We start from the raw sequence: 20,380 nt of genomic DNA on the forward strand, positions 1-20,380 counted from the left end.
CCGACGCCACCCCCGGCAGCGCGCAGCGCCTGCCCGCAGGCCCGGCGGCGCAGCCCGCCGGATCCCGGGGGCCCGGGGGCCTGCCGCCGGTTTCGGGAAGGGGCGGGACCGGGGAAAACACCCCGCCTCAACCCACCCGCATCGTCAGCCTCACCACCGACACCATCACCATCGAACTCAACGGCATCACCCACACCTTCCACCACACCACCAGCCGGACCGGCACCTGGCTCGGCCGCCACGGCGACACCTGGCACGTACGGAACCACGACCCCGTCACCGCCCGCGGCAACGCCGCCGGCACCCACGCCGGCACCCTCACCGCCCCCATGCCCGGCACCGTCACCCTCGTGAAGGCCGCCGTCGGCGAGAAGGTCACGGCGGGCCAGAGCCTGCTCGTCGTCGAGGCGATGAAGATGGAGCACGTCATCTCCGCGCCCCACGACGGCACCGTCACCGAGCTGGACGTGACGGCCGGCGCCACCGTCGCCATGGACCAGGTCCTCGCCGTCGTCACCCCGCAGGAGGAGTCGTGATCCCCGGACTGCCCATGGCCGTGCCCGACCCCGCCCTCCCGGCCCGCGTCCGGATCCACGAGGTCGGCCCCCGCGACGGCCTCCAGAACGAGAAGGCGATCGTGCCGGTCGAGGTCAAGGCGGAGTTCATCCGCCGCCTCGTCGCCGCCGGCCTGACCACCGTCGAGGCGACCAGCTTCGTGCACCCGAAGTGGGTGCCCCAGCTGGCGGACGCCGAGCGGCTCGTGCCGCTCCTCGACGGCCTGGACGCCCGCCTGCCCGTCCTCGTCCCCAACGAGCGCGGCCTGGAGCGCGCCCTGGCGCTCGGCGTCCGCGAGATCGCGGTCTTCGGCAGCGTCACGGAGTCCTTCGCGAAGGCCAACCTCAACCGCACCGTGGACGAGTCCCTGGAGATGTTCGCCCCGGTCGTGGCCACGGCCAGGGCCGCGGGCGCCACCGTCCGCGGCTACCTCTCCATGTGCTTCGGCGACCCCTGGGAAGGCGCCGTACCCGTCGCGAACGTCGTACGGGTCGCCCGCCGCCTGCTCGACCTCGGCTGCGACGAGCTGAGCCTGGGCGACACCATCGGCGTCGCCACCCCCGGCCACGTCACCGCCCTGCTGACCGCGCTCGACGCGGCGGGCGTGCCCGCCGGCCGGCTGGCCGTGCACTTCCACGACACGTACGGGCAGGCCCTGTCCAACACCCTCGCCGCGCTCCGGCACGGCGTGACCACCGTCGACGCCTCCGCCGGCGGCCTCGGCGGCTGCCCGTACGCCAAGAGCGCCACCGGCAACCTCGCCACCGAAGACCTTCTGTGGATGCTCGACGGCCTCGGTATCGACACCGGGGTCGACCTCGGCCGGCTCACCGCCACGAGCGTGTGGATGGCCGAACAACTGGGCCGGCCGAGTCCGTCCCGCACCGTCCGCGCCCTCTCCCACCAGGAGCCCTGAACCATGTCGCTGGACCACCGCCTCTCACCCGAGCACGAGGAACTCCGCCGCACGGTGGAGGAGTTCGCCCATGACGTGGTCGCCCCGAAGATCGGCGACTTCTACGAGCGCCACGAATTCCCCTACGAGATCGTCCGCGAGATGGGGCGCATGGGCCTCTTCGGGCTGCCCTTCCCCGAGGAGTACGGCGGGATGGGCGGCGACTACCTGGCGCTCTGCATCGCCCTGGAGGAGCTGGCCCGGGTCGACTCCTCCGTGGCGATCACTCTGGAGGCCGGCGTCTCCCTGGGCGCGATGCCCGTCTTCCGCTTCGGCACGGAGGAGCAGAAGCGCGAGTGGCTGCCCAGGCTCTGTTCCGGCGAGATGCTGGGCGCCTTCGGCCTGACCGAGCCGGGGGCCGGCTCGGACGCGGGCGGCACGCGCACCACCGCCCGCCTGGACGAGGCCACCGGCGAATGGGTGATCAACGGCACCAAGTGCTTCATCACCAACTCCGGCACGGACATCACGGGCCTGGTCACGGTCACCGCCGTCACCGGCCGGACCGAGGACGGCAAGCCGCGCATCTCCTCGATCATCGTGCCCTCGGGCACCCCCGGCTTCACGGTCGCCGCCCCCTACTCCAAGGTCGGCTGGAACGCCTCCGACACCCGCGAGCTGTCGTTCTCCGACGTCCGCGTCCCGGCGGCCAACCTGCTGGGCGAGGAGGGGCGCGGCTACGCCCAGTTCCTGCGGATACTGGACGAGGGCCGGATCGCGATCTCCGCGCTGGCGACGGGCCTGGCGCAGGGCTGTGTCGACGAGTCGGTGAAGTACGCCAAGGAGCGGGAGGCGTTCGGCCGGCCGATCGGCACCAACCAGGCGATCCAGTTCAAGCTGGCCGACATGGAGATGCGCGCGCACACCGCCCGCATCGCCTGGCGCGACGCCGCCTCCCGCCTGCTGCACGGCGAGCCGTTCAAGAAGGAGGCGGCGCTCGCGAAGCTCTACTCCTCGGAGATCGCCGTCACCAACGCCCGTGAGGCCACCCAGATCCACGGCGGCTACGGCTTCATGAACGAGTACCCGGTGGCCCGCATGTGGCGCGACTCCAAGATCCTGGAGATCGGCGAGGGCACGAGCGAGGTGCAGCGCATGCTGATCGCCCGCGAGCTGGGGCTGTAGGAACGAGCCCGCCCGGCGATCGAGGGCAACGATCGCCGGGCGAGCCCCTTCCGGTCACCGCTGGGGCCACGGCACCTGCGGCGACCGGTAATAACCGATGCCCAACGCGTCCCACCGGGGAGCCTGCGCCGCGAGGCGCACCCGGTAGGCCGCCCAGTCATGCGTGGCGGCCGGTGACCACCCGAGCTCCGCGATCCCCGGCAGGCGCGGGAAGGCCATGAAGTCGATGTCCCGGCCGGTGACGATCGTCTCCGTCCACAGCGGTGCCTCGACGCCCGCCACGGCCGTCTCCGGCGCGCCCTTGATCAGGGTCGCCGGGTCCCAGTCGTAGGACTGCCGGACCTCGACCAGCCCGGCCCAGTCCAGCCCGAGCGGGGTGTCCTTGGTGTACTTCATGTCGAGGTAGGCGCGGTTGGCCGGGGAGAGGATCAGCCCGGTCCCGGCGCGGGCCGCGTCCGCGACCTCCTTCTCGCCGCCGTTCAGGCCCCAGTACTGGAGCAGGGCGCCCGGCGCCGGGCGGGCCCCGGCGAGCTGATGCCAGCCGATCACGGTCTTGCCGTGGCGGGCCACGGCCGCCTGGGCGCGGTCCATGAAGGCGACGTAGTCGGCGTGGCTCGTGGAGTGGGCCTCGTCGCCGCCGATGTGCAGGTACGGGCCGGGGGTCAGCGCGGCCAGCTCGCCGATGACGTCGTCCACGAAGTCGTACGTGTCCGGCTTCGGCACGCACAGCGAGCTGAAGCCGACGGCGGTGCCGGTGTAGAGCGGCGGGGCCACGCCGTCGCAGTTGAGGCGGGCGTAGGAGGCGAGGGCCGCGTTGGTGTGGCCGGGCATGTCGATCTCGGGCACGACGGTCACATAGCGGTCGGCGGCGTAGCGGACGATCTCGCGGTAGTCGTCCTTGCCGTAGAAGCCGCCCGGGCCGCCGCCCACCTGGGTGCTGCCGCCGTACGTGGCCAGGCGCTGCCAGGAGTCGACGGCGATGCGCCAGCCCTGGTCGTCGGAGAGGTGCAGGTGCAGGCGGTTGACCTTGTAGAGGGCGAGCTCGTCGATGTACCGCTTCACCTGGGGGACCGTGAAGAAGTGCCGGGCGACGTCGAGCATCGCGCCGCGGTGGGCGTAGCGGGGCGCGTCGGTGAGGGTGCCGCCGGCGACCCGCCAGGGGCCCGGCTGCCGGCTGTCGCGCTCCACGTGCGCGGGCAGCAGCTGGCGCAGTGTCTGGACGCCGTGGAAGAGCCCGGCGCTCTCCCGGGCGCTGATCGTGACGGCGCGGGCGGTCACGGAGAGCCGGTAGCCCTCGGCGCCCAGCGCCCGGTCGGGGTCGCCGAGGGCCAGCCGGATGCCGTCGCCGCCGCCTCCCTCGGTGACGGGCAGCGCGTGGCCGGTGGAGGGGCGCAGCACGGCCGCCAGCCGGTCGCCGACCCGGCGTGCCTCGCGGGAGCCGGGGGGCACCTGGATGCGGGTGCGCGCGGTGATCTCGTACGGGTCGCCGCCGGCGCGTACGGACGCGGGGGCGGGGACGACCCGGCCGAGCGGTACGGGGTCGGGGGCCCGGGCGGCGGCCCCGAGGGGGGTGGCCGTGGTGCCGGCGGCCACGGCGAGCAGGAGGGAGCACAGGGCGCGAACGGCGGGGCGTCGTCTCACAGAGGATCCCTTCAGCGAACTGCTTGCGGGAACTCACGGGCAAGCGCAAATCGCGCGCGTGAACGACCACTTGAGTACCGTCGGCCCCGGCGGGCGTCAAGGCATCACGCGTCTCCCGAGCCCCTGTCCCCCGGGCCGCCCTGAGAGAATCCCTCCATGGCAGAGATCCTCCAGAAGGACGGCACGTGGGCGTTCGACGGCGACACGATACGGATCGTGCCGGGCCGGGAGCGCGGGGTGCACCTGATGCGGCAGACGCTGGGCGAGGTGACCGTTCCGCTGACGGCGGTGGCCGGCGTCGCCTTCGAGCCGGGCCGCAGGAGCGGCCGCCTGCGGCTGCGCCTGCGCGACGGGGCCGACCCCCTCTCGCAGGTCACCCGCGGACGGCTGCCGAACGGCGCCGATCCCTACCAGCTGACGGTGGACTCCGACCGCGGGGGTGTCGCGGAGTACTTCGTGGAGGAGGTGCGCAACGCCCTGCTGCTGGAGCAGGTGCCGGAGGGGCCCGCGGACCGCTATCTGCTGGCGGGCCCGGCCGTGCCGCTGTCGGTGGGCGCCGGGGACGGCACGGTGGCTTTCGACGGCGAGTGGGTCCGGCTTGAGTGGAACTGGAAGACCGAGGAGAGCAAGAGCTCGGCGGGCATCCAGACGCTGCCGCTGTCGGACATCGGCGGGGTGGAGTGGCTGCCGTCGGCGGGGCTGGAGAACGGCTATCTGCGCTTCGTCGTGCCGAGGGTGATCACCAAGCTGCCGCCGAAGCACGACCCGTACGCCGTCGAGCTGTACGGCTTCAAGAAGGACCCGCTGATGGCACTGGTCGCGGCGGCGGTCACGGCCCGGCTGCCGCACCCGTCCGGGCCGGGCCAGCAGGGCCTGGCGCGGCAGGCGCTCGGGCCGGGCGACGGCGCGGCGGGCGGGGCCACCGACGCGGGCGACGATCATGACGCCCTGCTGCGGAGGCTGCGGGAGCTGGGCGAGCTGCACCGGGCCGGGGTGCTGACGGACGAGGAGTTCTCCGCGGCGAAACAGTCGGTTTTGAAGCGTTTCTAGTCACTTCCACCCATCTTCACTCGCATCCCTGCCCGAAATCGGGCAGGATTCTTGCGAATGACTCCGCTAGCCCTCAGTATCAACGGGTGCTCGAACGCCGTATGACCCATGACGACCTGGTGGACCACCTGGTGCGCAGCACGCCGCTTCAGCGCGGCGAGGCCGCCCGGGTGGTCCTGGACGTCCTGGCGTACTTCGACGAGACGACCGAGACGTTCGTGCGCCGCCGCCACCGCGAGCTCCAGTCCGGCGGACTGAACAACGCGGAGATCTTCGAACGGATCGCGGCGGAACTGCCGCACCGCGCGGTGGCACCACCGGAACTCTCGCTGCGGCAGCTGCGCCGCATCGTCTACGGCTGAGAACGGCGGCTCCTGCCGCCGTCGGGCATCACTGATCGTTTGTCTGGGAGGGTCAAAACATGTGTGGAATTGTCGGCTATATCGGTAAGCGCGATGTCGCCCCGCTGCTGCTGGAGGGCCTCCAGCGCCTGGAGTACCGCGGCTACGACTCCGCCGGTATCGCCCTCCACGCGAGCGGCAAGGCCGGTGGTCTGAAGACCGCCAAGGCCAAGGGCCGCGTCCGCGAGCTGGAGTCCCGCCTGCCCAAGCGCTTCGCGGGCACCACGGGCATCGCCCACACCCGCTGGGCCACCCACGGCGCGCCGAACGACGTCAACGCCCACCCGCACATGGACGCCGAGGAGAAGGTCGCGGTCGTCCACAACGGCATCATCGACAACGCCTCCGAGCTGCGCGCCCGCCTGACGGCCGACGGCTTCGTCTTCGTCTCCGACACCGACACCGAGGTTCTCGCCCACCTCATCGCCCGCTCCGAGGCCGGCACGCTGGAGGAGAAGGTCCGCGAGGCCGTCAAGCACGTCGAGGGCACGTACGGCATCGCCGTCCTGCACGCCGACTTCCCGGACCGCATCGTCGTCGCCCGCAACGGCTCCCCCGTCGTCCTGGGCATAGGCGAGAAGGAGATGTTCGTCTCCTCCGACGTCGCCGCCCTGGTCAGCCACACCCGCCAGGTCGTCACCCTCGACGACGGCGAGATGGCCACCCTGCGCGCCGACGACTACCGCACGTACACCACCGAGGGCTCCTCCACCTCGGCCCAGCCGACCACCGTGGAGTGGGAGGCCGAGTCGTACGACATGGGCGGCCACGACACGTACATGCACAAGGAGATCCACGAGCAGGCCGACGCGGTCGACCGCGCGCTGCGCGGCCGGATCGACGACCGCTTCTCCACCGTGCACCTGGGCGGCCTGAACCTCGACGCCCGTGACGCGCGCGCCGTGCGCCGGGTGAAGATCCTCGGCTGCGGCACCTCGTACCACGCCGGCCAGATCGGCGCCCAGATGATCGAGGAGCTGGCGCGGATCCCCGCCGACGCCGAGCCGGCCTCCGAGTTCCGCTACCGCAACCCGGTCGTGGACCCCGACACCCTCTACATCGCGGTCTCCCAGTCCGGTGAGACCTACGACGTCCTCGCCGCCGTCCAGGAGCTCAAGCGCAAGGGCGCCCGCGTCCTGGGCCTGGTCAACGTGGTCGGCTCCGCGATCGCCCGCGAGACCGACGGCGGCATCTACGTGCACGCCGGCCCCGAGGTCTGCGTCGTCTCCACCAAGTGCTTCACCAACATGGTGGTCTCCTTCGGCCTGCTCGCCCTGCACCTGGGCCGCACCCGCGACCTGTCCGTCGCCGACGGCAAGCGGATCATCGCGGGCCTGCGCAAGCTGCCCGAGCAGATCGCCGAGATCCTGGCGAACGAGGGCGAGATCGAGAAGCTGGCCGGGGAGTACGCCGACGCCAAGTCGATGATGTTCATCGGCCGCGTCCGGGGCTACCCGGTCGCCCGCGAGGCCTCGCTGAAGCTCAAGGAGGTCTCGTACATCCACGCCGAGGCCTACCCGGCCTCCGAGCTCAAGCACGGCCCGCTGGCCCTGATCGAGCCCGCCATGCCGACGGTCGCGATCGTCCCGGACGACGACCTGCTGGAGAAGAACCGCGCCGCGCTGGAGGAGATCAAGGCCCGCAGCGGCCGCATCCTCGCCGTCGCGCACCAGGTGCAGGAGAAGGCCGACCACACGATCGTGGTGCCGAAGAACGAGGACGAGCTGGACCCCATCCTCATGGGCATCCCGCTGCAGCTCCTCGCGTACTACACGGCGAAGGCCATGGGCCGCGACATCGACAAGCCGCGCAACCTGGCGAAGTCCGTCACGGTCGAGTAAGACCCGGGTGAGCTCAAGGAAGCGGCCTGTCCCCGCAACCATCAATTGAGCAACCCCAGCGGCGACAAGCCACCTCCGCGAGAGCGGCGGCGGTTTAGCCGCAAAAGGGGGGACGGTCCGTCCCCGGGGTGTGCCACCACTCGCCCCGGGGAGGACCGCCTCCCCTGTGCCGGCGTCGCCCTCGCGCCGGCGGTGATGCCACCGGTTCCGGGAACCGTCACCTCCCGTCCGGCGGCACGCCATCCACGCGGTACCTACCCGTCACCGGAGTGCTCTCCACCTCTACGCGCGAGTAGATTCACGGGTGGGTCCAAGGGCCGTCAAAAGCCAGGGCGCGCGCCATCGCCCTTACGGGGCAGGAAAGTTGACGCCCGCCGGCGCCTACGGGATCACCACGACCGGCCGCTGCGCGCGCCGCGCCAGCCGCCCCGCCACCGAGCCGAAGATCCGGCCGACGAGGCCGTGCGTGGAGCCGACGACGATCGCGTCCGCCGAATACTCGCGCCCGACTTCTTCGAGTTCGTGACAAATGTCCCCGCCGCGCTCGACGAGGATCCACGGCACTTCCGACAGATAGTCCGCACAGGCCAGTTCGAGGCCGAGGACCTCCGTGCGGTGATCGGGAACGTCCACGAAGACCGGCGGCTCACAGCCCGCCCAGACGGTGGTCGGCAGCCTGTTGGCCACATGGACGATGATCAGGCCGGAGCCGGAGCGCCGGGCCATGCCGATTGCATACGCAAGCGCTCGCTCGCTGGACGTGGAGCCGTCGAAGCCCACCACGACGCCGTGCTGGAACGCCGGATCGCAGGAATGGCGTGTTTCTTCCGCCGCTTCGGGGTGCGCCTCGTGATCGGCGACCCGCTTGCGGTCCGCGGGTTCGGAGAATTCGTGACCGGCCATCGGTGTCTCGGCGAAGGGAGTCCTCGTGCGGAGGGATCGGCGGTGGGCTGGTTGCAGTTGTCAGGGGGATGCGGCCCGGGTGGATCATGGACGAGAAATCCGTCCGGGATTCATCTTTTCAAGCACTTACCCCTAAGGGTACGGCGACACTCGCTGCCTGCCCAGAGGCCGCCCGGCCGACAAGAGCCGGGCCGGGCGTTCCCCGGAGCATGCACGAGGGCGGCCCGTAGCGCAATGCCCCCACCGCACTCCTGACGCGCTCCCATCGCGCTCCCCCCGGCCCCCCGATGCGTGCCCACCCAGTGACCCGGGCGGCCGGCCGGACGTTGTACCACCGCCAGCCACCGTCAGCAGGGAGCCGCTCCGTGCCCGGAACCCGTGATCGCGACCGTGCCGCCGAGACCTCCGGGGACTCCCCCGATCCGGTGAGCGATGTGGTCCGCTGGGCGGCGTTCAGCTGCGTCCTGGTCCCCGTTGTCCTGCTGATCTGCGGTCAGTCCTTCGGTGGCGCGGCGGGGACGGCGGCCGGCCTGGTGGCCCTCACCTGCGCCTGCCGGGCCCTGCTGCGGCAGTCCGAACGGCACGCGGCGCGGATGGCGGCGGAGCAGACGATTCCGCACCGTGGGCGGCATGGCCGCACGGGCGGCGGGGCGCACCGCGGCGGGCGGCACCCGGGCGGCGCCGGGCCGGTCGGCACATCGGGTAGTACGCCGGGTAGTACGTCCGATGAATAACGCCTTCATACATCTGGACCCATCGCTTTTCGGCCAACTTGAGGCCGAAGCCCTCACCTTGGCTTGAGCGGCCCCCAACAGCCGGTCGACCAGCAAGGAAAGGACCGCAGAGGGCGGTTGCACCCTACGGGGATTGGGCATGGGCGAGAGGCGTACTTTTCACCGAGCCCTGCAAGTGCAACGCTTCGTGATCGAACGCTTCGCGCCAAGTTGCCATGTCGACATAGAGCCGGGTGGTGAACTGGTCACCGCGACTCCGTGTGACGCAGTAGATTCGATCTTGGCCATGACCGGCGGGGGAACCGTTCAGGACCGAGGGGAAACGTGCAGGACCGAGAGGACTCGACCGCCGAGGGGGGCTTAGCGCCATGAGCCAGGACTCCACGACCGTACCGGAGACCACGCGCAAGCTCTCCGGACGCCGCCGCCGGGAGATCGTCGCTGTGCTGCTTTTCAGCGGCGGCCCCATCTTCGAAAGCTCCATTCCGCTCTCAGTGTTCGGGATCGACCGACAGGACGCTGGGGTCCCCCGCTACCGATTGCTGGTGTGCGCGGGCGAAGATGTGCCATTGCGAACAACCGGCGGCCTGGAATTGACCGCACCGTACGGCCTGGAGGCACTCTCCCGGGCCGGCACCGTCGTCGTACCGGCCTGGCGGTCGATCACCCAGCCGCCACCGACCGCCGCACTCGACGCACTGCGCCGTGCCCACGAGGAGGGTGCCCGCATCGTCGGGCTGTGCACCGGTGCCTTTGTACTGGCCGCCGCGGGCCTGCTCGACGGCAGGCCCGCCACTACCCATTGGATGTACGCGCCGACGCTCGCCAAGCGCTATCCGTCGGTCCATGTGGACCCGCGGGAGCTCTTCGTCGACGACGGTGACGTACTGACGTCCGCGGGCACCGCGGCAGGCATCGACCTGTGCCTGCACATCGTCCGCACCGACCACGGCGCCGACGCCGCGGGGGCCCTGGCCCGCCGGCTCGTCGTCCCGCCGCGCCGCAGCGGCGGACAGGAGCGCTACCTCGACAGGTCTTTACCCGAAGAGATCGGCGCCGACCCGCTGGCCGAGGTCGTCGCCTGGGCGCTGGAGCACCTCCACGAGCAGTTCGACGTGGAGACCCTGGCCGCCCGCGCCTATATGAGCCGTCGCACCTTCGACCGGCGGTTCCGTTCGCTCACCGGCAGCGCTCCGTTGCAGTGGCTGATCACCCAGCGGGTGCTCCAGGCACAGCGGCTCCTGGAGACCTCGGACTATTCCGTGGACGAGGTCGCCGGGCGCTGCGGCTTCCGCTCGCCCGTGGCCCTGCGCGGTCATTTCCGCAGGCAGCTGGGGTCCTCCCCGGCGGCCTACCGGGCCGCGTACCGGGCGCGCCGTCCCCAGAGCGGGGACGGCCGGCCGGACCGGGGCGAGCGGCCGGACCGTACGGACCGGACCGAGCGCCACGACCGGTTCGACCGGCCGGAGATCGGTGAGCAGCGGTCCGGGGAGGCGGCGCTCATGGGCATGCGGCGGCCCGCCATGGCCGCCACCGCCCATGCCGCCTCGGGCGGCGTCATGGCCAGTCCACCACCCCATAGTGGGCACAGCGGACATAGTGGACATGGCGTGCACCCCGGTGGTCACGGTGGGCTCGGGGGCGGACACGCCGGGAACAGCCCCGGCGGCCCGGATCCGGGCAAGCCGGAGTCCGACCTCTACAGCCCACGGCTGCCCGGCCAGCGGGAACGCCCCGTAGGGTGAGGCGTATGAACGATCGCATGGTGTGGATCGACTGCGAGATGACCGGGCTCTCGCTGTCGGACGACGCGCTCATCGAGGTGGCCGCACTGGTCACCGACTCGGAGCTGAACATCCTCGGCGACGGTGTGGACATCGTCGTCCGCCCGCCCGCCGAGGCCCTCGTCACCATGCCCGAGGTGGTGCGCCAGATGCACACGGCCTCCGGGCTGCTCGCGGAGCTGGACAAGGGGACCACGCTCGAGGACGCGGAGCGTCAGGTCCTGGCGTACGTACGCGAGCACGTCCCGGAGCCGGGCAAGGCCCCGCTGTGCGGAAACTCGGTCGGCACCGACCGCGGTTTCCTCTTCCGGGACATGCCGGCCCTGGAGAGCCACTTGCACTACCGGATCGTCGACGTCTCGTCGGTGAAGGAGCTGGCCCGCCGCTGGTATCCGCGGGCCTACTTCAGCAGCCCCAAGAAGAACGGCAACCACCGGGCGCTCGCGGACATCCGCGAGTCGATCGCCGAGCTCCGCTACTACCGCGAGGCGATCTTCGTACCGCAGCCCGGCCCGGACTCGGACAGCGCGAAGGCCATCGCGGCCAAGCACGTGCTGCCCGCTCAGGGGTAAGTGACACGGCTCGCTCCCAGGACGCGCGATACCTGGGAGCGAGCACCCCGAAAGACCCTGTACACTTTTTCTCGGCCGGTCGGAAACGCCCGGACAAACATGGTGGGTATAGCTCAGCTGGCAGAGCACCTGGTTGTGGTCCAGGATGTCGCGGGTTCAAGTCCCGTTACTCACCCTGATCGAAGGGCCCGGTACCGCGTAAGCGGACCGGGCCCTTCGGCGTTGTACTGCGAGCGGCTGTTCCGCACGGCGCGTCAGGACGACGCGCGGGCGATGAGTTCGGCGGGCAGTACGATCCGGGCGTGACGCGCGCCACAGTCCCCGATCCGGGCGAGGAGAGTACGGGCCATCGCACGCCCCAGCTCCTCCACCGGACGGCGGACGCTGGTGAGCGGCGGATCGAGATCACGGGCGACGGGCGAGTCGTCGAAGCCCGTCAGGGCGACGTCCGCCGGGACGCGGCGCCCCGCCGCGCGCAGGGCGCGCAGCGCTCCGGCGGCCAGGGTGTCGGAGGAGGCGAAGACGGCGTCGAGCGCCGGCCGGCGGTCGAGGAGCGCGCGCGTCGCGGCGTACGCGCCGTCATCGGCGGGATCCACGGTGACCACCAGCTTCTCGTCGCCCGCCCGGCCGGCCGCTTCGAGAGCCTGCCGGTAGCCGTCCAGGCGGGACGCGGCCGCCCGGCTCCCCGGCGGTCCGACGAGGGCCGCGACCGTGCGGCGGCCCCGGGCCAGCAGGTGCTCGACAGCCGCGCGGGCGCCGCCGGTGTCGTCGGTGTCGACGAGGCAGAGCCCTCCGGCCGGTGCCGGGCCGCCGGTGACCACGGCCGGCACCGCGGTCCCGGCGAGCAGGGCGGGCAGCGGGTCGTCGTCGTGCGCCGACACCACCAGCACGCCGTCGACGGGGTGCGCGGCGAGCCGGTCCGCGAAGCGGCGGCGGTCCTCGGAGGTGCGCAGGAGGACCAGCAGCAGCTGTATGTCGCCGTCGGCGAGCTCCGCGCCGACGCCGCGCACGATCCCGGCGAGGGCGGCCTCGGGAAAGAACGCCGTGCCGGGCTCGGGTATGACGAGGGCGACGGTGTCGGCGCGGCCGGCGGCGAGGGCACGGGCCGCGCGGTGGGGGACGTAGCCCAACTCGGTGACGGCCCGTTCGACGGCGGCCCGGGCGCGCTCGCTGACGCGCGGCGAGCCGTTGAGGACGCGGGAGGCGGTGCCCCGGCCCACTCCGGCGCGGGCGGCGACCTCTTCCAGGGTGGCCCCGGCGCGGCGGGCACGGCGGGGCGGCGGTCTGTCCCCGGTGCCCGGCGCGGTCGACCCGGTGGACATCGTCGCCTCCCTCGCCAGCACGCCGTGGGCATCCTTGACTCTCCGCCAGGTTCCGACGACTCTTCAAGACATCGAGACATGGGAGCGCTCCCACATTATCCGGCCCACCCCTACGCCGTATGCCGCCGGACGGGCGGCAGCAACGAACACGACATCGTCATGCCCGAGTTGGCACGAGTCCGTACGTCGAGGCACCAGGAGGACGCCATGCGCAGCCGCATCCGCACGTCCCCGCGCCGGATACTGGCCGGCGCGGCCGTCGCGGCGCTCGGCGCGGGGCTCTTCGGTGCCTGTGCGCAGGACGGCGGTGACGTCGAGAGCGCGGGCGGAGGCGGCCCCGGCGGCAGTGGGCGGCGGACCACGGTCACCATCGGCACCTTCGGCGTCTTCGGCTACAAGCAGGCCGGGCTCTACGCGGAGTACGAGAAGCTGCATCCGGAGATCACGATCAAGGAGAGCGTGATCGAGCGGAACGACGCCTACTATCCGCAGCTCCTCACCCACCTCGCGGCGGGCAGCGGCCTGTCCGACATCCAGGCCGTGGAGGTGGGCAACATCTACGACCTGGCCACCACGCAGGCCGACCGGTTCGTGGACCTGGCGAAGGTGAAGGGCGTCCGCAAGCGCGACTGGCTGGAGTGGAAGTGGGCCCAGGCCACCACGAAGGACGGCCGGACGATCGGGCTCGGCACGGACATCGGCCCGATCGCCATGTGCTACCGCAAGGACCTCTTCGAGGAGGCCGGGCTGCCCACGGACCGGGAGGCCGTCGGCCGGCTGTGGGCCGGTGACTGGGAGAAATACATCGACACCGGCATGGCCTACAAGGAGAACGCGCCGCCGGGCACGGTGTTCACCGACTCGGCGGCCGGGATCTACAACGCCTCCATCCACGCCTACTCCGAGCGCTACTACGACCGCCGCGGCCGGCCCGTCTACCGCACGAGCCCCGCGGTCAAGGAGTCCTGGGGCCTGGCGGTGCGGGCGGCGCGGGGCGGCCTGACCGCCCGGCTCAAGCAGTTCGAGAAGCCCTGGGACCAGGCGTACGCCAACGGCCGCTTCGCCACCGTCGCCTGCCCGCCGTGGATGCTGGGCTACATCAAGGAGAAGGCGGGGGACGAGGGCAAGGACAAGTGGGACGTGGCCGCCGCGCCCCGGCCGGCGAACTGGGGCGGCTCCTTCATCGCCGTGCCGAAGGCCGCCCGGCACCGGAAGGCGGCGATCGAGCTCGCGGTGTGGCTCACCGCCCCGGCGCAGCAGGCCAGGCTCTTCGACCAGCAGGCGAGCATCCCCTCCACCCCCGCCTCGTATGCGATGCCGCAGGTCAAGGACGCGCGCAACCCCTACTTCGGCGGCGCCCCGACCGGGCGGATCTTCTCCCAGGCGGCCCGGGGCATCCCCCGGCTGGTGTTCGGCCCGCGGGAGCAGCAGATCGGCACGGCGTTCACGGACGTCGGCATCCCCCAGGTCGAGCTGCAGGGCCGGTCCCCCGGCGCGGGCTGGAAGGCGGCGCAGCGGGAGATCCACAACGCGGTGGACGAATGACGGCCACGGCGCAGACGGTCGAGGGCGCCCCCGCCCCTCCGCCGCGGAAGGGCCCCGCCCGGACGCCGGCCGGCGGGCCGGGGCGCCGGCGCAGCCGCCTCTACCGGTGGGACGTCCGCTACAGCCCGTACGCCTTCGTCGCGCCGTTCTTCCTCTTCTTCGCGGCATTCGGGATCTTCCCCCTCCTCTACACGGGCTGGGCCTCGCTGCACCGTGTGGAGCTGTCGGCGCCGGACCGGATGGAGTGGGTGGGCTTCCACAACTACACCCGGCTGCTGGACGACGAATTCTTCTGGAACGCCCTGCTCAACACCTTCACCATCGGTGTCCTCTCGACCGTCCCCCAGCTGCTGATGGCGCTGGGCCTGGCCCATCTGCTGCACTACCGGCTGCGGGCGGCGTCCTTCTGGCGGGTCGCGCTGCTGACCCCGTACGCGACCTCGGTCGCCGCCGCGACGCTGGTCTTCGTGCTGCTCTACGGGCGCGACTACGGCATGGTCAACTGGGCGCTGGGCTCGGTGGGCATCGGGCCGGTGGACTGGCAGAGCTCGACGCTCGCCTCGCAGTTCGCGGTCTCCTCGATCGTCATCTGGCGGTGGACGGGCTACAACGCGCTGATCTACCTGGCCGCCATGCAGGCCGTGCCGGACGAGCTGTACGAGTCGGCGGCGCTGGACGGGGCGTCGCGCCGGCAGCAGTTCCTGTACGTCACCGTGCCCGCGCTGCGGCCGACGATCCTGTTCACGGTCGTGGTCTCGACGATCGGGGCGACGCAGTTGTTCGGCGAGCCGCTGCTCTTCGGCGGAGCGGGCGGGCAGAGGGGCGGGGCGTCCCATCAGTTCCAGACCCTGGGGCTCTATCTCTACGAGCAGGGGTGGTTCAACTTCCACCTCGGGCGCGCCTCCGCCGTCGCCTGGACGATGTTCCTGATCCTGCTGCTGATCGCCGCGGTCAATCTGCTGATCGCGCGGCGGCTGCGGAAGAGCCGGTGAGGGGCTGATGTGACGACCACGACGAGCGGACGGCGGAGTGCCGCCCGGCGCGCCGGGCGCCAGCTGCACGGCGGGCCGGGCACCTACGCGGTGCTGGCGCTGTTCACCGCCGGGTCGCTGTTCCCGCTGGTGTGGACGGCGGTCGCCGCCTCGCGCGACAACTACCGGCTCGCCCGGACCCCGCCGCCCTTCTGGTTCGGCGGCCGGCTGCTGACGAACCTGGGCACGGCCTGGACGGACGCCCACATGGGCCTGGCGCTGCTGAACACGGTGCTGGTGGCATCCTCGATCGCGCTCGGCACCACGCTGTTCTGCACCATCGCCGGATTCGCCTTCGCAAAGCTGCGGTTCCGCTTCCAGAACGTCCTGCTGCTCCTGACGATCGGCACGATGATGGTGCCGCCGCAGCTCAGCGTCGTCCCCCTCTTCATGGTCATCGCCGATCTGCACTGGACCAACCAGCTCCAGTCGGTGATCCTGCCGACCCTGGTGAGCGCCTTCGGGGTGTTCTTCATGCGCCAGTACCTGGTGGAGGCGCTGCCCACCGAGCTCGTCGAGGCGGCCCGCGTCGACGGGGCGAGCAGCCTGCGCGTGGTGTGGCACGTGGTCTTCCCCGTGGCGCGCCCCGCGATGGCCGTGCTGGCGATGCTCTCCTTCGTCCAGGCGTGGAACGACTTCTTCTGGCCGATCATCGCGCTGACCCAGGAGAACCCGACGGTGCAGGTGGCGCTCACCGGCCTGGGCCGCGGCTATGTGCCCGACCAGGCCGTGATCATGGCCGGCGCGCTGCTGGGCACGCTGCCGCTGCTGCTCGCCTTCACCCTCTTCGGCAAACAGATCGTCGGCGGCATCATGCAGGGCGCCGTCAAAGGCTGATCCCCCCACCGCTACCTCTCCCCCCACCCTGAGAGCGCTTCCATGACCGTGAACTTCCCGCCCGGCTTCCTGTGGGGCGCCGCGACGGCCGCGTACCAGATCGAGGGCGCGGCCCACGAGGACGGCCGCACCCCCTCCATCTGGGACACCTTCTGCCGCACGCCCGGCAAGGTCCTCGGCGGCGACACCGGTGACACCGCCACCGACCACTACCACCGCCGCCAGGAGGACGTGCGCCTCATGGCCGACCTGGGCCTGGGCGCCTACCGCTTCTCGGTCTCCTGGCCCCGCGTCCAGCCCGGCGGACGCGGCCCCGCCTCCCAGGCGGGCCTGGACTTCTACCGCGCGCTCGTCGACGACCTCCTCGCCCATGACATCCGGCCGGTGGTGACGCTCTATCACTGGGACCTGCCGCAGGAGCTGGAGTCGGCCGGCGGCTGGCCGGAGCGCGGCACCGCGCACCGCTTCGCCGACTACGCGCACCTGGTCTCCGAGGCCCTCGGCGACCGCGTGGAGCTGTGGACGACCCTCAACGAGCCCTGGTGCAGCGCCTTCCTCGGCTACGGCTCGGGGGTGCACGCCCCGGGCCGTACGAACGCCGTGGCGGCCCTGCGCGCCGCCCACCACCTCAACCTCGCGCACGGCCTCGGCGCGCAGGCGCTGCGCGCCGCGCTCCCCTCGCGGGCCCAGGTCTCCGTCACCCTCAACCCCTCGGCCGTACGGGCCCTCACCGACGCCCCGCCGGACCTGGACGCCCAGCGGCGCGTCGACGCGCTCTCCACCCGTATCTTCACCGAGCCCATGCTCCGCGGGGGATACCCCGCGGACCTGTTCGCCGACACGGCGTCCCTCACCGACTGGGCCTTCGTGCACGACGGCGACCCGGGCGTCATCCGCCACCCCCTCGACTCACTGGGCGTCAACTACTACGCGCCTTCCTTGGTATCAGCCGCCACTGACAGCCACCCGTCGCACGACGACGGCCACGGCGGCGGTGACGCCTCTCCCTGGCCCGGCGCGGGGCAGGTCGCCTTCCACCGGCCGCCGGGCAAGCGCACCGCGATGGACTGGTCCGTCGACCCCACCGGCCTGCACGACCTGCTGATGCGCTTCACCCAGGAGTTCCCGGGGCTGCCGCTGATGGTCACCGAGAACGGCGCGGCCTACGACGACAAGCCGGACGGCCAGGGCGTGGTGCACGACCCGGAGCGCATCGCCTATCTGCACGCCCACCTCGACGCCGTCCGGCGCGCCATCGCCGACGGCGCGGACGTGCGCGGCTACTTCCTCTGGTCGCTGCTCGACAACTTCGAGTGGGCCTACGGCTACAGCAAGCGCTTCGGCGCGGTGTACGTCGACTACGCCACCCAGGTCCGTACGCCCAAGTCCAGCGCCCGCTGGTACTCCCAGGTGGTGCGGACGGGGCAGCTGCCGCCGTACTGACGGGGCGGGGCCGGGTGATGTCCTTGCCGCCTGCGGCGGCGAGCGCCCTGCGGGCGCGTCCTCAAGCGCCGGACGGGCTGGTCTCGGCCGAGCCCGGCCACCATCAAGCCCGTCCGGCGTTTGAGGACACCGCCGCGCAGCGGAGGTGCACCCCCCCTGACCCGCCGGAGACGCCCTACTCGAAGACGGACGGCGGCGGCGCCGGTGACGGGCGGGCGCTCGCGTCGGTGACGGGCGCCGCGCCGCCGGTGAAGTCGGCCAGGGCACGGCCGTGTTCGACCCGGCCCTGGTGCGGGTCGGTGGCGGCGCGCCGGGTCAGCTCGGCGAGGGGCAGCTCGCGGTCGGAGGCCAGCAGCACGGCGTTGCCGAAGCGGCGTCCGCGCAGCACCGCCGGGTCGGCGGTCAGGCACAGCTCGGGGAAGACGGTCCGTACGGTCGCGATCTGCGCCTTCACATACGCCAGTGGCGGGCCGTCGGCGAGGTTCGCGGCGTAGAAGCCGCCCGGCCGCAGCGCCCGGCGCACCTCGCCCACGAACTCGGTGCTGGTCAGGTGCGCGGGGGTGCGGGCGCCGCTGAAGACGTCGGCGATGATCAGGTCCGCCCAGCCGTCCGGGATCCTGGCCAGGCCCTCGCGCGCGTCACCGCCCCGCACCCGGACGCGCCAGCCGCTGTCCAGGGGCAGCTCACGGCGGACGAAGTGGACGAGCGGCGCGTCGATCTCGATGATCTGCTGGGTCGAGCGGGGGCGGGTCGCGGCGACGTAGCGGGCGAGGGTGAACGCCCCGCCGCCCAGATGCAGCACCTGGAGGGGCTTGCCGGGCGGCGCGACGAGGTCGGCGACGTGGCCGAGGCGGCGCTGGTAGGCGAAGTCGAGGTAGGACGGATCGTCGAGATCCACGTGGGACTGCGGCGCGCCGTCGATCAGGAGGGTGAAGCCGCGGGGGCGGTCCCGGTCGGGGACGAGCTCCGCGGTGCCGCCGTCGACCCGCTCGGAGACCGGTTCGGCCGCGCGCCCGCGCCCCTGCTTCTGTTTGCCCTTCGCCACGGGGCAAGTATCCCCCGGCCGGCCGCTGCTACCGGCAGCGGTCGACCGCCGCGATCGTGCGGGCCGCCTCGCCGAGGGCCGCCCGCAGGACCGCCGGGTCCGTCGCCTCCGAGATGGCCGCCTCCGGCGCCACCAGCCAGCCGGTCCCGGTGATCGGCGGCTCGGCCGCGGCCGCCCCGCCGTCGTACGTCTGGGTGCACGCGCTGCCGGGGACGTCCCAGGCGTCGGCGGTGCCCGGCGGGACGAGGAAGCCGAGGGTGTCGCACTCGCCGTCGTGCAGCACGGGACCGACGCTCTCGCGCAGCCGCAGGATGTCGACCGCCTCCAGGCCCTGCCGGGCGGGCACGGTGACGAGGTCGCACGGACCGGCGTCCGCGGACGGGGGCAGGCAGGGGGACGGGGACGGGCTGTGGTCCTGACGCGGCTGGTGCAGGGCCGTCGTCCGCGAGCTGCTGATGTCCACTCCGGCCTCCACCACGGGAAACCCCTCCTCCGCCAAGCCACTCCGCGTCGAGCGCGGTCCAGGGAGTTCAACGCGCGAGGCATGTCAACGGCTACGGCGCCATGCCGTCACAAAGGATGGCACTTCATGGCGGATGACGGGTGAGATATCCGGTTTGTAGCCAAACGGGGTGTAGTGGGCCCCTGCTACCCGGTACGGTCTTCTCCGCCGATACGGCAGCACTCGCAGGAGAGGGTCCGGCCATGGTGTCGTCCCACGCGTCCTCGTCAGCCCCGCCGCCCGAGTCGGTGCCCTCCCCCGGCGGCAAGGGTGGCACCCAGCGCCCGAACACCGCCTTCCGGCAGCTGCGCGGAGCGCGGTCGCCGGGTGAGTTCGCCGCGGCCGTACGGCGGGCCGCCCGCGAGATCGGCGAGCAGGTCTCGTGCGACGCGCGCTACATCGGGCGCGTCGAGTCCGGGGAGATCCGCTGCCCCAATTACGCCTACGAACGGGTCTTCCGGCACATGTTCCCCGGCCGGGAACCGGCGGAGATGGGTTTCGTCCCGCGAGACGTGGTACGCGGACGGGGGGCGCGGGAGACCGCCGCCCCGCTGCCGGAACCCGGCGGCCCGCCCGGTAAGCCCCTCGACAGCCACAAGGAGAGCGACGTGTTGCGTCGCGCGTTCATGACGAGCGGAACGGTCGCCGTGGCGTCCGCTTCCCGGTTCGCTTCCCAGGGCACCTCCTGGAGTGCCCCCCTGGGCGCCGGCCACGACCGGCGCCGCGCCGGCGAGGCCGAGGCCGCCGCCGTGGAACAGGCCGTCCGCCGCATCCGGCTGCTCGACGACCGCCACGGCGCCGACGGCATCTACCGCCGTGCCGCGCGTCCCCTGCGCGTGGCGTACGACCTGCTGGACGCCGACACCCGCCGGCAGTCCGTCGCGGACCGGCTGCACACGGGCGCCGGCGAGCTGGCGATCTCCGTCGGCTGGCTGGCGCACGACTCGGGCCGCTTCGCCGACGCCCGCTCGCACTACGCCGAGGCGCTGGCGACGGCCCGGGTGGCCGGCGACGCGGCCCTGGAGGCGCACGCCTTCTGCAACACCGCCTTCCTCGCCCGCGATGCCGGGCGCCCGCGCGAGGCCGTACGGGCG

The 20,380-nt window shown here is 72.3% G+C and carries 18 protein-coding genes, 1 tRNA gene and 1 pseudogene; 15 read left to right on the forward strand and 5 right to left on the reverse strand.

All coding sequences use genetic code 11. The features are described from left to right. The 3 genes from J7E86_RS18645 to J7E86_RS18655 form a co-directional block, all read left to right on the forward strand. On the forward strand, positions 1-536 hold a 536-nt coding region (locus J7E86_RS18645), incomplete at its 5' end, for a biotin/lipoyl-containing protein (RefSeq protein WP_285439720.1). 14 nt (positions 537-550) lie between these two features. Next, positions 551-1,471 (forward strand): hydroxymethylglutaryl-CoA lyase, encoded by a 921-nt coding sequence (locus J7E86_RS18650; protein ID WP_215082849.1) that lies wholly within the window; start codon positions 551-553, stop codon positions 1,469-1,471. 9 nt (positions 1,472-1,480) lie between these two features. Next, positions 1,481-2,635, forward strand: a complete 1,155-nt coding sequence (locus J7E86_RS18655; RefSeq protein ID WP_215082850.1) for an acyl-CoA dehydrogenase family protein — start codon at positions 1,481-1,483, stop codon at positions 2,633-2,635. A gap of 54 nt (positions 2,636-2,689) precedes the next feature. Here J7E86_RS18655 and J7E86_RS18660 read toward each other — a convergent pair whose 3' ends face one another. Continuing rightward, complete coding sequence (locus J7E86_RS18660; protein ID WP_215082836.1) at positions 2,690-4,276, reverse strand: beta-N-acetylhexosaminidase; 1,587 nt, start codon at positions 4,274-4,276, stop codon at positions 2,690-2,692. Positions 4,277-4,432: 156 nt separating this feature from the next. On the opposite strand from J7E86_RS18660, the gene J7E86_RS18665 reads away from it, so the two are divergent. The 3 genes from J7E86_RS18665 to glmS all read left to right on the forward strand — a co-directional run bounded on the left by J7E86_RS18665 (position 4,433) and on the right by glmS (position 7,568). Beyond that, the gene (locus J7E86_RS18665; RefSeq protein WP_215082837.1) at positions 4,433-5,326 is read left to right on the forward strand and encodes a DUF4429 domain-containing protein; all 894 of its coding nucleotides are present in this window, start codon (positions 4,433-4,435) and stop codon (positions 5,324-5,326) included. 86 nt (positions 5,327-5,412) lie between these two features. Next, the gene (locus J7E86_RS18670; protein ID WP_184729590.1) at positions 5,413-5,688 is read left to right on the forward strand and encodes a hypothetical protein; all 276 of its coding nucleotides are present in this window, start codon (positions 5,413-5,415) and stop codon (positions 5,686-5,688) included. Positions 5,689-5,747: 59 nt separating this feature from the next. Continuing rightward, positions 5,748-7,568, forward strand: a complete 1,821-nt coding sequence (gene glmS, locus J7E86_RS18675) for a glutamine--fructose-6-phosphate transaminase (isomerizing) (RefSeq protein ID WP_215082838.1) — start codon at positions 5,748-5,750, stop codon at positions 7,566-7,568. A 381-nt stretch (positions 7,569-7,949) separates the two neighbouring features. On the opposite strand, the gene J7E86_RS18680 is transcribed toward glmS, so the two are convergent. After that, positions 7,950-8,471: a universal stress protein gene (locus J7E86_RS18680; protein ID WP_215082839.1), complete on the reverse strand. Its 522-nt coding sequence runs from the start codon at positions 8,469-8,471 to the stop codon at positions 7,950-7,952. A 365-nt stretch (positions 8,472-8,836) separates the two neighbouring features. Between J7E86_RS18680 and J7E86_RS18685 the strand changes: the two genes are divergently transcribed. The 4 genes from J7E86_RS18685 (at position 8,837) to J7E86_RS18700 (ending at position 11,736) form a co-directional block, all read left to right on the forward strand. Continuing rightward, positions 8,837-9,205, forward strand: a complete 369-nt coding sequence (locus J7E86_RS18685; RefSeq protein WP_374223822.1) for a hypothetical protein — start codon at positions 8,837-8,839, stop codon at positions 9,203-9,205. A 368-nt stretch (positions 9,206-9,573) separates the two neighbouring features. Next, positions 9,574-10,950 carry a helix-turn-helix domain-containing protein gene (locus tag J7E86_RS18690; protein WP_215082840.1) on the forward strand — a complete coding sequence of 459 codons (1,377 nt, stop codon included), beginning with the start codon at positions 9,574-9,576 and terminating at the stop codon, positions 10,948-10,950. A 5-nt stretch (positions 10,951-10,955) separates the two neighbouring features. Then, positions 10,956-11,561 (forward strand): oligoribonuclease, encoded by a 606-nt coding sequence (gene orn / locus J7E86_RS18695; RefSeq protein WP_215082841.1) that lies wholly within the window; start codon positions 10,956-10,958, stop codon positions 11,559-11,561. A 102-nt stretch (positions 11,562-11,663) separates the two neighbouring features. Then, positions 11,664-11,736 (forward strand) — tRNA-His (locus J7E86_RS18700). Between the two features lie 79 nt (positions 11,737-11,815). Here the strand turns inward: J7E86_RS18700 and J7E86_RS18705 are convergent. Next, positions 11,816-12,883, reverse strand: coding sequence for a LacI family DNA-binding transcriptional regulator (locus tag J7E86_RS18705; RefSeq protein WP_215082842.1), 1,068 nt, complete (start codon positions 12,881-12,883; stop codon positions 11,816-11,818). 207 nt (positions 12,884-13,090) lie between these two features. Between J7E86_RS18705 and J7E86_RS18710 the strand changes: the two genes are divergently transcribed. The 4 genes from J7E86_RS18710 to J7E86_RS18725 are packed head-to-tail and all read left to right on the forward strand — an operon-like array spanning position 13,091 to position 17,739. Beyond that, positions 13,091-14,428, forward strand: coding sequence for an extracellular solute-binding protein (locus J7E86_RS18710; RefSeq protein ID WP_215082843.1), 1,338 nt, complete (start codon positions 13,091-13,093; stop codon positions 14,426-14,428). Next, positions 14,425-15,420 (forward strand): carbohydrate ABC transporter permease, encoded by a 996-nt coding sequence (locus tag J7E86_RS18715; RefSeq protein ID WP_215082844.1) that lies wholly within the window; start codon positions 14,425-14,427, stop codon positions 15,418-15,420. Before J7E86_RS18710 ends, J7E86_RS18715 begins: the two co-directional genes overlap by 4 nt. Positions 15,421-15,429: 9 nt before the next feature. Next, entirely contained in the window at positions 15,430-16,296 is an 867-nt protein-coding gene (locus J7E86_RS18720; protein WP_215082845.1) for a carbohydrate ABC transporter permease, read from the forward strand. Positions 16,297-16,338: 42 nt separating this feature from the next. Continuing rightward, positions 16,339-17,739 (forward strand): GH1 family beta-glucosidase, encoded by a 1,401-nt coding sequence (locus tag J7E86_RS18725; RefSeq protein ID WP_215082846.1) that lies wholly within the window; start codon positions 16,339-16,341, stop codon positions 17,737-17,739. A gap of 175 nt (positions 17,740-17,914) precedes the next feature. Here the strand turns inward: J7E86_RS18725 and J7E86_RS18730 are convergent, their stop codons facing one another. Then, positions 17,915-18,784, reverse strand: coding sequence for a spermidine synthase (locus tag J7E86_RS18730; RefSeq protein ID WP_215082847.1), 870 nt, complete (start codon positions 18,782-18,784; stop codon positions 17,915-17,917). Between the two features lie 28 nt (positions 18,785-18,812). Continuing rightward, a complete protein-coding gene (locus tag J7E86_RS18735) occupies positions 18,813-19,259 on the reverse strand; it encodes a hypothetical protein (protein ID WP_374223823.1) in 447 nt (148 codons plus the stop codon). 230 nt (positions 19,260-19,489) lie between these two features. Here J7E86_RS18735 and J7E86_RS18740 point away from each other — a divergent pair. After that, positions 19,490-20,380, forward strand: a pseudogene (locus J7E86_RS18740) (tetratricopeptide repeat protein); the annotation flags it as partial.

It is taken from the genome of Streptomyces sp. ISL-11 (genome assembly GCF_018614525.1).
Classification (GTDB): Bacteria; Actinomycetota; Actinomycetes; order Streptomycetales; family Streptomycetaceae; genus Streptomyces.

Bases quoted from the DNA above. Each gene is read 5' to 3' on its own strand.
- J7E86_RS18650 (WP_215082849.1), top strand. From the start codon at position 551: ATGGCCGTGCCCGACCCCGCCCTCCCGGCCCGCGTCCGGATCCACGAG.
- J7E86_RS18665 (WP_215082837.1), top strand. From the start codon at position 4,433: ATGGCAGAGATCCTCCAGAAGGACGGCACGTGGGCGTTCGACGGCGAC.
- glmS (WP_215082838.1), top strand. From the start codon at position 5,748: ATGTGTGGAATTGTCGGCTATATCGGTAAGCGCGATGTCGCCCCGCTG.
- J7E86_RS18680 (WP_215082839.1), bottom strand. From the start codon at position 8,471: ATGGCCGGTCACGAATTCTCCGAACCCGCGGACCGCAAGCGGGTCGCC.
- J7E86_RS18690 (WP_215082840.1), top strand. From the start codon at position 9,574: ATGAGCCAGGACTCCACGACCGTACCGGAGACCACGCGCAAGCTCTCC.
- orn (WP_215082841.1), top strand. From the start codon at position 10,956: ATGAACGATCGCATGGTGTGGATCGACTGCGAGATGACCGGGCTCTCG.
- J7E86_RS18705 (WP_215082842.1), bottom strand. From the start codon at position 12,883: ATGTCCACCGGGTCGACCGCGCCGGGCACCGGGGACAGACCGCCGCCC.
- J7E86_RS18710 (WP_215082843.1), top strand. From the start codon at position 13,091: ATGCGCAGCCGCATCCGCACGTCCCCGCGCCGGATACTGGCCGGCGCG.
- J7E86_RS18715 (WP_215082844.1), top strand. From the start codon at position 14,425: ATGACGGCCACGGCGCAGACGGTCGAGGGCGCCCCCGCCCCTCCGCCG.
- J7E86_RS18725 (WP_215082846.1), top strand. From the start codon at position 16,339: ATGACCGTGAACTTCCCGCCCGGCTTCCTGTGGGGCGCCGCGACGGCC.